Consider the following 11977-nt stretch of genomic DNA (forward strand, 5'->3'; position numbering starts at 1 on the left):
GGTGTCGCGGTACGTCTCAGCGGCGTCAAGCGGCGCTCAGTCGCGCGGCACGGGGAAAATCGGCAGCATGCGGTGGAGCACGCCGTCGCGGTTGAGGAACTGGTGCTTGATCGCGCCGAGCACGTGGAGACCGATCAGCACATAGGTCGCCTTGATCAGCAGCTTGTGCGCCCCGCCCAGCGCCTCGCCCAGATCCTCCGAGCGCGGCACGGGCAGGTTGCCGATCGGGAACAGCCCGAACCAGTCGGTCGCGGGCGCGCCGCCGGCCGACGCCGCCGCCCAGCCGAGCAGCGGGATCGCCAGCAGCAGGACGTAGAACAGGACGTGCGTGGCGCGGGCGAGCAACCGCTCCCAGCCCGCCATATGCCCGGGCAGCGCCGGCCAGCGATGCCCGATCCGCCAGCCGAGCCGCACCAAGGTGAGCACGAACACCGTGATCCCCAGCGACTTGTGCATCGCGAACCAGCCGAGCTTGTCGGGGCCCTGCGCGTCTTCCATCCAGCCACCGACCAGCACGTTGGCGACCAGCAGCGCGGCGATCATCCAGTGCAGCAAAATCGAGACGGTGGAATAACGGTGTTCGGATTCGCGCATACAACCTCCCGCGCCCGCGCTGGCCGGTTTTGGCGATCCGCGCTAGGGCATTGCGATGCAAAACCACTTCGCCGGACGAACGATCCTCGTCACCGGAGCGGCCTCGGGCATCGGGCTTGCGGTCGCCGAGCATTGCACCAACCGGGGTGCCGGGCGGCTGATCCTGGTCGACCGCAATCCGGTTTTCGCCGATTTCGCGCATGAGGCCGTGACCGGCGACGTCCGCGACGAGGCGCTGTGGGACGGCCTCGACCTGGCCGGGCTGGACCATGCCGTGATCAATGCCGGCGTCGCGGGCGCCGGCGCGATCGCCGACCTTGCCTTCGAGGAATGGCGGCGCATCCTCTCGGTCAATCTCGACGGCGCCTTCCTCACGCTGCGCGCCGCGATGCGCGCGATGCGGGGGCGCGGCGGATCGATCGTGATCACGGCGTCGGCGGCGGGGATCAAGGCCGAGCCCGGCGTCTCCGCCTATGGCAGTGCCAAGGCGGCGCTGATCCACTTGGCCAAGGTCGCCGCCAAGGAAGGTGCGCCGCACGGCATCCGCGTCAATGCGATTGCGCCGGCGGGCGTCGAGACGCCGGTGTGGGATGCGGTCCCCATGTTCGCCGACCGCGCCGCGGAGATCGGCCGTGACGCCGCCTTTGCCGAGATGGCGGCGATGGCCACCCCGCTCGGCCGCTATGCCAAGCCAGAGGAGATCGCCGCGCAGATCGGCTTCCTGCTCTCCGACGCGAGCGCGCTGACCACCGGGGCGACGCTGGTCAGCGACGGGGGATATACGCTGTAAGTTGCTCCCCGTTCAGCCCGGCATCCGCGCCACGAGCGCCGCATCGCGCATCCCGCGCCAGACGCGCAGCGCCTGCGCGGTTTCGAAGACGTCGTGGACGCGGAGCAATTGCGCGCCGAGCTCGGCGCCCTTGAGCGCAACGGCGAGCGAGCCACCGAGCCGCGCCTCGGCGGGGGCCTCGTTGGAGAGCGCGCCGATCATCCGCTTGCGGCTGGCGCCCAGCACAATGCCGCAGCCCAGACCGTGGAAGAGCGCGAGGCCGTTCAACAGCGCGAGATTGTCCGCCAGCGACTTGCCGAAACCGATGCCCGGATCGACCAGGATGCGCGACCGATCGACATCCTTCGCCACCACATCGTCGACGCGCTGTTCCAGCCAGTCGTACACTTCGATCAGCACGTCGCCATAGTCGCCGCCGTCATGTCCGGTCCGGGTGGGGTCTGGGGAGTGCATCAGCACCACCGGGCAGCCCGCCCTGGCGACCACTTCGAGCGCGCGATCGTCGTAGAGCAGCGCCGAGACATCGTTGACGATGTGTCCGCCCGCGGCGAGCCCCGCTTCGATCACCGCGGCTTTGCGGGTATCGATCGATACCGCCGCGCCGCTGCGCGCCAGCCGTTCGATCACCGGGACGATGCGCGCGATCTCGTCGCCTTCCCACACCGCCGCCGCGCCGGGGCGCGTTGATTCGCCGCCGATATCGACGATCGCCGCCCCTGCGACGGTCATGTCGACGCCGACCTGCGCCGCCGCGGCGGGATCGTCGGCATGCTTGCCGCCGTCGGAGAAGCTGTCGGGCGTGACGTTGAGGATACCCATCACCTGGGGCTGGTCGAGCCGGACCACGCGCTCGCCGAGCGTGAGCGGCGCGCGCGGGGCAGAGATGCGTGCGGCGATCGCCTGGAGGCGCTCGTCCTGCGGCAGATCGGCAACGGGGATCGTGCGCTGGAGTGTACGCTTGCCGTCTTCGACGGCGATCAGCTCGAACGCGGCGAACCAACACAGCCCCCCCGCTAGTCTCGCGACGCTGCCGTCGGGATACCCGACGGGCGTGTCGACGAACTGCGTGGGGCGGAGATAGAGGCGGGCGTCGCCTGGCAGGGAAACGATCACGAAACCTCCGTTCGCCCTGAGCTTGTCGAAGGGCCGTTCTTACTTCGATAGCGAAAGACGGTGCTTCGACAAGCTCAGCACGAACGGTGGTGGGTTAGGGCTGGGTCGCCAGCAAATAGGTCTGGCGCAGCGCGTCGATCGGCTTGAGCACGCCTTCGTCCTCGAAATGCCACCAGGTCCAGCCATTGCACGACGGCGCATTCTGCAGGATCGCGCCGAGCTTGTGGATCGAGCCCGCCGCATCGCCGCACTTGAGCGATCCGTCGGCGCCGACCACCGCGCGGTGCCGACGCTTCGAATCGAACAGCACGGTGCCCGGCGCGAGATAGCCGTTCTCGACGAGTTGGCCGAAGGCGACGCGCGGCGCGGCCTTGGGCGCCTGCATCGTGGTCAGCGCCGATTCGTCGAGCGGCAGCGCCGCGTCGATCCGCGCCTGTGCCGCCTCGACATAGACGCCTTCGCGATCGATCCCGATCCAGCGCCGGCCGAGCCGCTTGGCGACCGCGCCGGTGGTGCCGGTGCCGAAGAAGGGATCGAGCACGACATCACCTTTCTTGGTGGTCGCGAGCAGCAGCCGATAGAGCAGCGCCTCGGGCTTCTGAGTCGGATGGACCTTGTGGCCGTCCTTCTTCAAGCGCTCCTGCCCGCCGCAGATCGGGAATTCCCAATCGCTGCGCATCTGCAACTCGTCGTTCAGGGTCTTCATGCTGCGATAGTTGAACGTATAGCGCGCCTTCTCGCCGGTCGATGCCCAGATCAGCGTCTCGTGCGCGTTGGTGAAGCGGGTGCCCTTGAAATTGGGCATCGGATTGGCCTTGCGCCAGATGATGTCGTTGAGGATCCAGAAGCCGAGATCCTGGATCGCCGAGCCGACCTTGAAAATGTTGTGATAGCTGCCGATCACCCAGATGGAGCCGTCGTCCTTGAGGACACGGCGCGCCTCGGCGAGCCACTCGCGGGTGAACTTGTCATAGGCCGCCAGGCTGTCGAACTTGTCCCAATCGTCGGTGACGGCGTCGACATGGCTGCCATCGGGGCGATTGAGGTCGCCGCCAAGCTGGAGGTTGTACGGCGGATCGGCGAAGATCAGGTCGATCGACTTGGCCGGCAGCTCGCGCATCCGTTGGATGCAATCGCCGCGAAGGATCTGGTCGAGCGGCAGTACCGGCACCGGCTCCACGGCCGCGCGACCCCGCACCTTTACCTTTTCCAGAACCCCCATTGCACGCTACTCCCTTGCCCGAACCCCCGTAATCGGGGCACGCGGACTCCGTCGTCAAGCGAACATTGGTTAACGAAAATGGCTGCTAAGCCGTTAACCCGGGGGAACATTCGGGGACCGGGGCAGATGTTGAGTCAAGAAGTTATCCACAGGCGCAAGCGCTGGTGGTGTGGCGAAAAAGACTCACGATCCGGCGCAGCCGCAATTTCTATCCGTGCTCCGGCGAAGGCCAGAGGGCTGGCGGCAAGCGATGCACCAAAGCCCAACGCTCCGGCCTGCGCCGGAGCACGGCGATGATTCGATCAGATCGGCTCGCGGCTCAGGCCGCAGTGCCGCCGACGGTCAGCCCTTCGACCAGCAACGTCGGCTGGCCGACCCCGGCCGGAACGCTCTGCCCGCCCTTGCCACACATGCCGACGCCCTCGTCGAGCGCGAAGTCGTTGCCGATGCCGGTGACGCGGGTGAGCACGCTCGGCCCGTCGCCGATCAGCGTCGCGCCCTTGATCGGCGCGCCGAGCTTGCCGTTTTCGATCCGGTAGGCCTCGGTGCACGAGAAGACGAACTTGCCCGAGACGATGTCGACCTGCCCGCCGCCGAACGACTTGGCGTAGATGCCCTTCTTGACGCGGCTGAGCAGTTCGGCGGGATCGTCCTTGCCGCCCTTCATGAAGGTGTTGGTCATCCGCGGCATCGGCGCGTGCTGGAACGATTCGCGGCGGCCGTTGCCGGTCGGCGCGACGCCCATCAGCCGGGCGTTGAGGCGGTCCTGCATATAGCCCTTGAGGATGCCGTCCTCGATCAGCACGGTCTCGCGGGTCGGCGTGCCTTCGTCGTCGATCGACAGCGAGCCGCGGCGATCGTGGAGCGAGCCGTCATCGACGACGGTGACGCCCGGCGCCGCGACGCGCTCGCCGATTCGCCCCGAGAACGCGCTGGTGCCCTTGCGGTTGAAATCGCCTTCGAGCCCGTGGCCGACCGCCTCGTGGAGAAGCACCCCGGGCCAGCCGGGGCCGCACAATACGGTCATGTCACCGGCCGGCGCCTCGACCGCGTCGAGATTGACCAAGGCCTGGGCCAGCGCCTCGTCGATCGCGCGGTTCCACGTCGCGGGCTTGAACAGATTGTCGTAGAGGGTACGACCGCCGATACCGAAGCTGCCGGTCTCGCGGCGGCCATTCTGCTCCACGACGATCGAGACGTTCAAACGAACGAGCGGGCGGACATCGGTGACGATAAAGCCATCGGGGCGGACGATCTCGATCACCCCCCACGATCCAGTAAGCCCGACCGAGACCTGGACGATGCGCGGATCGCGCGCCCGCGCCGCGGCGTCGATCGTCTGGCACAAATTCACCTTGTCGGCGAAAGGGACGAGATCGAGCGGATCGGCATCGGTGTAGAGATGGCGGTTGTTGCCCTGGGGCGGGGGCGCTTTGCCAGCCTTGCCCGGCTCGATCAGCTTCATCGTCTCCGCCGCGCGGCGGATCGCCGCCGGGCTGATCTCATTGGCGTGCGCGAACGCCGTGGTCTCGCCCGAGACCGCGCGCAGCCCGAAGCCCGATTGGGTATCGAACGACGCGGTCTTCAAGCGCCCGTCGTCGAAGCCGAACGCTTCTGACTTGCGGTATTGGAGGTAGAGCTCGCCATCCTCGGCGGTCGCCAGCGCATCGGCGGTCAGCCGTGTCGCGGTTTCGGGATCAAGCTCGCGATAGAGAAACGCGCGGGGATCGGAAGGCATCATCCTTCCGATATAGGACGATCAGATGCTCGCGCCAGCCGGATGATCGGGCAATTGCGACTGGTCGGCACCGTCGGCCGGTCCGCCGATCAGGATGAAGCGGCGGTCGCAATAGCCGCAATCGACATAGCCATGCTCGTCAATCTGCAGGAACACGCGCGGATGGCCCAAGGCGGCGGGCACGCCGGGGCCGCTGCCGTCGCAGGCGACGCGGGCGTGGCTGGTACGGATCGTCTCGGGCAAGGGCGCAGTCATGAGTCGCCGATAGCAAGGGGCTGGCCCCTCGACAATTGCCATCCGTCACCCTGAACTTGTTTCAGGGTCCAATTCTCCGCGGGCGATGGCGTCCGTTGTTGCATGATAGGTGCTGAAACAAGTTCAGCATGACGGCGATGGGTCAGGCTTGGCGAGCGCGCCGTGCGGTCCTAGAGCACACCCATGACTCAAGCCGCGATCGAGATCGACAATCTCTGCAAGACCTATTCCGGCGGCAAGCGCGCGCTCGACGGGGTGAGCTTCGACGTGCCGCGCGGCCAGATCTTCGGACTGCTCGGGCCCAATGGCGCGGGCAAGTCGACGCTGATCAACATCCTGGCGGGGCTGGTCAACAAGACCGAGGGCCGCGCGACGATCTGGGGCTTCGACATCGACGCGCACCCGCGCAACGCCAAGGCGAGCATCGGCATCGTCAATCAGGAGATCACCTTCGATCCCTTCTTCACCCCGCGCGAGACGCTCGAGATCCAGGCCGGGCTGTATGGCGTGCCCAATGCGCAGCGCGACCCGCTGGGCCTGCTCCGCGCGGTGCACCTCGAGGACAAGGCCGACGCCTATTCGCGCACGCTCTCGGGGGGGATGAAGCGCCGGCTGATGGTCGCCAAGGCGATGGTGCATTCGCCCCCCGTCCTGGTCCTCGACGAGCCCACCGCCGGCGTCGACGTCGAGCTCCGCCAGCAGCTCTGGGCCTATGTGAAGCAATTGAACGCGCGCGGCATCACCGTGGTGCTCACCACCCATTATCTCGAGGAAGCCGAGCAGCTCTGCGACCGGATCGCGATCATCAACCACGGCAAGCTGATCGCCAACAAGCCGACGCGCGAGCTGGTCGGTATGGCGCAGGAAAAGGTCGTCGAGGTCACCGTCGACCGCGACGTGCCCGTCCTGCCCGAGAATGCGTGTTTCCAGAAGATCGAGCTCAAGGCCGAGCGGACTTTGGTGATTACCTATCGGAAGGACCAGGCCAATGCCGGCGAAGTCCTCGGCGCGGTCCAGGGCGGCGGCTATGGCATCGTCGATGTCTCAACTCGGGAAGCGGACCTGGAGGATGTGTTCCTCAATTTGACTCGGTCTGCGGGCTGAGCCTCGGAACCATAGCCGGAGCGGAAGCGGCGCCGGATCGTTTCGTCGCGGAACATGCCTTTCCGACCATGTTCGATACGAGGAAGATTCGATGAAGATCCTGATGGTCCTGACCTCCCACGACACGCTGGGCGACACCGGCAAGAAGACCGGTTTCTGGCTCGAGGAGTTCGCGGCCCCCTATTACGTCTTCAAGGATGCCGGCGCGGAGATCGTACTGGCGTCGCCGGCGGGCGGGCAGCCCCCGCTCGATCCCAAGAGCGACGAGCCCGATTCCCAGACCGAGCAGACCAAGCGGTTCAAGGGCGATCCGGACGCGCAGCAGGCGCTGGCGAACACGGTCCGTCTCGACACCGTCGACCAGGCCGACTTCGACACCGTCTTCTATCCTGGCGGCCACGGCCCGCTATGGGACCTGGCCGAGCTGGACAGCTCGATCCGCCTGATCGAGAGCTTCGACCGGGCGGGCAAGTCGATCGCCTTCGTCTGCCACGCGCCCGGCGTGCTGCGCCACGTGAAGGACGCGAACGGCGATCCGCTGGTGGAGGGGCGCCGCGTGGCGGGCTTCACCAATTCGGAAGAAGCAGGGGTCCAGCTGACCGATATCGTGCCGTTCCTGGTGGAAGACGAGCTCAACAAGCTTGGCGCCCGTTATGAGAAGGGTGCGGACTGGGCCGCCTTCGTCGTGACCGACGGCAATCTGGTCACCGGGCAGAACCCGGCAAGCTCCGAAGAGGCGGCGAAGGCGCTGTTGAAGCAGCTCGGCTGAGCCGCCCCGGCGCTCGCCCCGGATCGTGCACGGCTTGCACCTATCGCATGGGGCGTGGCGACGGCATGGGGTAGGTCGAACGGATGCATAGACCTATCCAGCGTTTCGTCTGCGCGGGGTTTCTCGCCGGGCTGTCCACTGCCACCACTGCCCATGCGCAGGACTATCTGGGCCAGGCGTCGGACTCGCTGTCTTCGGCGAGTTCCTATGCCGGCACGGTGAGCGTCAATGCGGCGGCCGAGGCATCGGGCAAGCGCGGCGGGCCGAATTTCCGCGGCACCGGCTTTCGCGAATCCTATGTGCGCGAACAATGCGCGGGGCTTGCCCGCGACCGCGCCAGGCTGGGCAGCGGCCACCGGCGCGTCGTCCGATGGTCGCGGATCTGCCGCAGCGCGCGCCTTTGAATCGGCCTTAGGGGCGGCGGTGCTTGGCGAAGAAGCGCCACATCGCGTCATTGTCCGCCGCCCAGACATGCCCAGCCTCGGGCGTGATCCGCGCGACCACCGCCGCGCCACCGCGGCAGTCGGTATAGCCGCGCTCGATCACGCCGCTTTCGAGCGTGCGCTCCGGCAACGGGTGCCGGCAGCCGTTGAGATCGGCCCAGCGCGCCTCGGCGCGGCGCATCGGATATTGCCAATAGCCCGCACCCCCGCCTTCGACCGGATTGGTGCCGTCCTTGCCGCCGGCAAAAGCGATCACCGGCATCGGCCTCGCCGGGGTGCAGGTCGTGGCATCGGGGAAGCGCGGATCGCTGGCCGAGGGATTGCCCGAGCGCAGCCCCACGACGGGCGCGATCGCCGCGAACCGGTCGGACGCGACGCAGCCGAGCCAGGACGACATCCGCCCGCCGCCCGACAGCCCCGTGGCATAGACGCGGCGGCGATCGGCACAGCCCTTGGCCGCGAGCCAGTCGATCGCTTTGCCCAGGAATGCGACGTCGTCGGCATCCTGCGGCCCCGGCACCTTTCCGGTGACAGTCGGCACGCCCGGGATGTTCCAGACAAAGCCCTTCTCCACCGGGATGCCGGCATCGGGCGCGGCGAGGATAAAGCCGTGGCGCTCGGCGGTTTCCCCGAGCTTCGAGCCCGCCAGGATCGCCGCGCCGTCGCCGCCGCTGCCGTGGAGCGCGAAAACGAGCGCCCTGCTCCGCGCCTTGGCCGGCACGCGCAGCAGCAGCGAACGCCCCGTGTCGCCGATCGTCACGCGTTGGGTGGTGCCCGGCGCGCCCAGCGTGCAAGCCCCCGCCGGCACCGCCCAGGCGGCAAGGGCAAGTCCAACGAAACCCAGGCTTTGGCGGCGCATATCTCTCTCCATTTGCATGGGCGTGCGCTTAGCGCCTAGGCGGGAAACGAACCAGTGGAAGACGCATGGCCGACGATCCTCATACTTCCGACATCCTCGTCATCGGCTCCGGCGCGGCGGGGCTCACCGCGGCGCTCAACCTGGCGGCGCGCTTCAAGGTCACCGTGCTCGCCAAGGGCGCGCTCAACGAAGGCTCGACCGCCTGGGCGCAGGGCGGGATCGCCGCGGTGCTCGAACCCGGCGACACCTTCGAGAACCATATCGAGGACACGATCGTCGCCGGCGCGGGGCTCAACGACCGCGCCACCGTCGAGATGGTCGTCGAGAACGCCCCCGCCGCGATCCAGCGGCTCGCCAAATTGGGCGTGCCGTTCAACACCGAAGGCCCAGAGGGAAAAGGGGCCCTCCACTTGACCCGCGAGGGCGGGCACAGCCATCGCCGCATCGTCCATGTCGACGACGCCACCGGCCGCGCGGTGCAGGAAGCGCTGCTCGAGGCGGCGCGCGCCAATCCCAACATCACCCTCGTCCCCGACATGGTGGTGATCGACCTTGCCACCAGCCGCCACGAGATGCGCTATTCGGGCGCCGGCAATGTCTGGGGCGTCTATGCCTTCAACCGCGCGACCAACCGCGTCGAGCTGTTCACTGCCAACGCCACCGTACTGGCGACCGGCGGCGCGGGACGAACGTACCTGTTCTCGACCGCGCCGCGCGGCGCGACCGGCGACGGCATCGCGATGGCGTGGCGCGCGGGGTGCCGCGTCTCCAACATGGAGATGATGCAGTTCCACCCGACCTGCCTCTACAATCTCGAGGTCAAGAATTTCCTGATCACCGAAGCGGTGCGCGGCGAGGGCGGGCGGCTGATCAACCCGCAAACCGGCAAGCGCTTCATGACCGACTACGATCCGGAGCGAATGGAGCTGGCGCCGCGCGACGTGGTGGCGCGCGCGAACGACGCCGAGATCAAGCGCGACGGGCTCGACTACGTCCACCTCGACATCAGCCATATGGGCGCGGAGTTCGTGAAGCATCACTTTCCGACGATCCACGCGCGGCTGCTCGATCTCGACATCGACATGACCCGCGACCCGATCCCGGTCGTCCCCGCCCAGCATTACACCTGCGGCGGCGTGGTAATCGACCGCGACGGGCGCACCGACCTGCCCAATCTCTACGCCGCAGGCGAAGTCAGCCAGTCGGGACTGCACGGCGCCAATCGCCTGGCGTCGAACTCGCTGCTCGAATGCTTCGTGTTCGGTGAGGCAGTGGCCAACCACATCACCGCGAACTGGGGCGACCTCGCCCCGCCCCCGGCGATCCGCCCCTGGGACGAGAGCCGCGTCACCGATTCGGACGAGGAGGTGGTGATCAAGCAGAACTGGACCGAGATCCGCCGGTTCATGTGGAATTACGTCGGCATCGTCCGCTCGACCAAGCGGCTCGAGCGCGCGGCGCACCGCATCCAGATGCTGCGCGGCGAAGTGAACGACTATTACGGCCATTTCCGCGTCACCGCCGACCTGATCGAGCTGCGCAACCTGCTCGAAAGCGCCGACCTGATCGTCCGCTCTGCGCTCCACCGCAAGGAAAGCCGGGGTCTGCATTACACGCTCGATTATCCCGAGACGCTGGAGGTTGCGGTGGACACGGTGCTGGTGCCTTAAGGATTTGCCCCGATGGCAACACGTACCGCGCGTTCCCATCTGGATACGAGCGGAGGGCGGAAGTTTCCTCTACTTTCACCATTCGTCGCTATCGTTACCGGATTCGTCGCATCTTTGGGCCCTCAGGCTTTGATGCGAGTCACGGTCGCCGCATGTTAGGAATAGGCGCAAGGGGCTGCATTTGTGAGTAATTTTACGGGTTTTTCGAAACTGGAACGTGCACTGACCCTCACGGGCCTCGGCCCGGCGATGCTGCTTGGCTGCGCGGTGCATGACGATACCCAGCTCGCGGCCTATCTGCCCGCCCCCAGCTACAGCGTGCTGATGCCCTTCCCCGCTGCGCCCGTGCCGGCCAAGCCGCGCATGGCGGCGCCCACCGGGCTAACCAGCTCGATCGACGGAATCACGCGCAACTTCAACGGGTTGGTCGGCGTTGCCGTCAGCAGCATCGACGATGGCTGGATCGCCAGCAACGCCACCGCCACGCGCCCGCTGCCCCAGCAGAGCGTCAGCAAGCTCTGGGTGGCGATGACCGTGCTCGACGCAGTCGATCGCGGCCAGATCGGGCTCGACGATCCGCTGACCATCACGCGGTCCGACTTCACCCTGTTCCACCAGCCGATCGCGGCTTTAGTCAAGGGCGACGCCGGCTACACCACCACCGTCGCCGAAGTCATGCGCCGCGCGATGCAGATGAGCGACAATACGTGCAACGACAAGCTGTTGCGCCTCGTCGGCGGGCCGCAGGCGGTGCGCGACTTCATTGCCCGGAAGCAGCTCGGCACGATACGCTTCGGCCCGGGCGAGAAGCTGCTCCAGGCGGGCACCGCCGGGCTCCAGTGGCGTCCCGAATATTCGATGGGCAATGCTTTCGCGGTCGCCCGCTCGAAGCTGTCGCCCGATGTGCGCCGCGCGGCGTTCGAAGCCTATATCAAGGATCCGCCCGACGGCGCAGCGCCGGCGGCGATCGCCGATGCGTTGGCGCGGCTGCATCGCGGCGAGCTGCTGTCGGCAACCACCACCCAGTGGCTGCTCGCGACGATGGCGGGTGCGCGCACCGGCAAGGCGCGCGTGCGCGCAGGCGTGCCCGTGGGCTGGTCCTACGCGCACAAGACCGGGACGGGCCAGGATCTCGGCGGACGCACCGCGGGGTTCAACGATGTCGGCATCCTCACCGCGCCTGACGGCCACAATTATACAATCGTGGTGATGATAGGCGACACGCCGCGCCCGATCCGCGAGCGCCAGCTGCTGATGCAGGCCGTGGCGAGCGCAGTGGTCGCGCATCACGGCTCGGCCGGATCGACCTTCGCGGGCCGCTGATCCGGCGCGCTGCCGCCCGAACTTCACGGACCGGCGCAAAAGGATTGCCAAGACCTCCCCAAGGCTGCGGTCATCGCAGTCTAGTAAAGGCGTAAAC

Annotated in this window: 12 protein-coding genes; 6 read left to right on the forward strand and 6 right to left on the reverse strand. The window is 67.3% G+C overall.

Going from position 1 to position 11977, the window contains the following annotated elements:
* Positions 1-36 precede the first annotated feature (36 nt).
* On the reverse strand, positions 37-594 hold the full coding sequence (locus RZN05_RS12520; RefSeq protein WP_317226939.1) for a cytochrome b: 558 nt from the start codon (positions 592-594) through the stop codon (positions 37-39).
* Positions 595-649: 55 nt separating this feature from the next.
* Here RZN05_RS12520 and RZN05_RS12525 point away from each other — a divergent pair, with 55 nt between their 5' ends.
* Positions 650-1384, forward strand: coding sequence for an SDR family NAD(P)-dependent oxidoreductase (locus tag RZN05_RS12525; protein ID WP_317226940.1), 735 nt, complete (start codon positions 650-652; stop codon positions 1382-1384).
* 12 nt (positions 1385-1396) lie between these two features.
* Here RZN05_RS12525 and folP read toward each other — a convergent pair whose 3' ends face one another.
* The 4 genes from folP to RZN05_RS12545 all read right to left on the reverse strand — a co-directional run bounded on the left by folP (position 1397) and on the right by RZN05_RS12545 (position 5712).
* A complete protein-coding gene (gene folP / locus RZN05_RS12530; RefSeq protein ID WP_317227617.1) occupies positions 1397-2494 on the reverse strand; it encodes a dihydropteroate synthase in 1098 nt (365 codons plus the stop codon).
* 97 nt (positions 2495-2591) lie between these two features.
* Entirely contained in the window at positions 2592-3719 is a 1128-nt protein-coding gene (locus tag RZN05_RS12535) for a site-specific DNA-methyltransferase (protein WP_317226941.1), read from the reverse strand.
* A gap of 319 nt (positions 3720-4038) precedes the next feature.
* Complete coding sequence (tldD, locus tag RZN05_RS12540) at positions 4039-5460, reverse strand: metalloprotease TldD (protein ID WP_317226942.1); 1422 nt, start codon at positions 5458-5460, stop codon at positions 4039-4041.
* 18 nt (positions 5461-5478) lie between these two features.
* On the reverse strand, positions 5479-5712 hold the full coding sequence (locus tag RZN05_RS12545; RefSeq protein ID WP_077510328.1) for a zinc-finger domain-containing protein: 234 nt from the start codon (positions 5710-5712) through the stop codon (positions 5479-5481).
* A gap of 183 nt (positions 5713-5895) precedes the next feature.
* Between RZN05_RS12545 and RZN05_RS12550 the strand changes: the two genes are divergently transcribed.
* The 3 genes from RZN05_RS12550 to RZN05_RS12560 all read left to right on the forward strand — a co-directional run bounded on the left by RZN05_RS12550 (position 5896) and on the right by RZN05_RS12560 (position 7989).
* Complete coding sequence (locus RZN05_RS12550) at positions 5896-6816, forward strand: ABC transporter ATP-binding protein (protein WP_317226943.1); 921 nt, start codon at positions 5896-5898, stop codon at positions 6814-6816.
* A gap of 91 nt (positions 6817-6907) precedes the next feature.
* Complete coding sequence (locus tag RZN05_RS12555) at positions 6908-7585, forward strand: type 1 glutamine amidotransferase domain-containing protein (protein ID WP_317226944.1); 678 nt, start codon at positions 6908-6910, stop codon at positions 7583-7585.
* 83 nt (positions 7586-7668) lie between these two features.
* Positions 7669-7989, forward strand: a complete 321-nt coding sequence (locus tag RZN05_RS12560; RefSeq protein WP_317226945.1) for a hypothetical protein — start codon at positions 7669-7671, stop codon at positions 7987-7989.
* A gap of 7 nt (positions 7990-7996) precedes the next feature.
* Here RZN05_RS12560 and RZN05_RS12565 read toward each other — a convergent pair whose 3' ends face one another.
* Positions 7997-8887: an alpha/beta hydrolase family esterase gene (locus RZN05_RS12565; protein WP_317226946.1), complete on the reverse strand. Its 891-nt coding sequence runs from the start codon at positions 8885-8887 to the stop codon at positions 7997-7999.
* 65 nt (positions 8888-8952) lie between these two features.
* Between RZN05_RS12565 and nadB the strand changes: the two genes are divergently transcribed.
* Together nadB and RZN05_RS12575 are read left to right on the forward strand one after the other, a co-directional pair.
* The gene (gene nadB, locus RZN05_RS12570; protein WP_317226947.1) at positions 8953-10557 is read left to right on the forward strand and encodes an L-aspartate oxidase; all 1605 of its coding nucleotides are present in this window, start codon (positions 8953-8955) and stop codon (positions 10555-10557) included.
* 183 nt (positions 10558-10740) lie between these two features.
* Complete coding sequence (locus tag RZN05_RS12575; RefSeq protein ID WP_317226948.1) at positions 10741-11880, forward strand: serine hydrolase; 1140 nt, start codon at positions 10741-10743, stop codon at positions 11878-11880.
* Positions 11881-11977 lie beyond the last annotated feature (97 nt).

This window comes from Sphingomonas sp. HF-S4 (genome assembly GCF_032911445.1).
Lineage (GTDB): Bacteria > Pseudomonadota > Alphaproteobacteria > Sphingomonadales > Sphingomonadaceae > Sphingomonas > Sphingomonas agrestis.